This is a genomic window from Neptuniibacter pectenicola (genome assembly GCF_001597735.1).
GTDB lineage: Bacteria > Pseudomonadota > Gammaproteobacteria > Pseudomonadales > Balneatricaceae > Neptuniibacter > Neptuniibacter pectenicola.
Genome location: NZ_LUTS01000121.1, coordinates 1 through 277 on the forward strand (window position 1 = coordinate 1; position 277 = coordinate 277).

Consider the following 277-nt stretch of genomic DNA (forward strand, 5'->3'; position numbering starts at 1 on the left):
TTGGTGATGACTTTGAGGCGGCGAAACAGCTGTTAGATGCCATTAATCCATCGATGCTGATAACCAATAATTCAGGTGTCGGCTTTTACGCACAACTTACTGGGCTGAATTGGATCGCTGGCCCTCAGATGAACACTGCGAACTCGTATTCGCTCAAATGTTTAAACGACGAATACCACGCCAGTGGCGCATTCTTATCGAATGAACTGAGCAAAAAACAGCTCAAATACATCCGCCGCCCAACTACCATGCGAACGTTCTACAGTGTTTATCATCC

Annotated in this window: 1 protein-coding gene; it reads left to right on the top strand. The window is 46.2% G+C overall.

Annotation, left to right across the window (positions count from 1 at the left end):
* On the top strand, positions 1 to 277 hold a 277-nt coding region (locus A3773_RS18445), incomplete at both ends, for a hypothetical protein (RefSeq protein WP_438942555.1).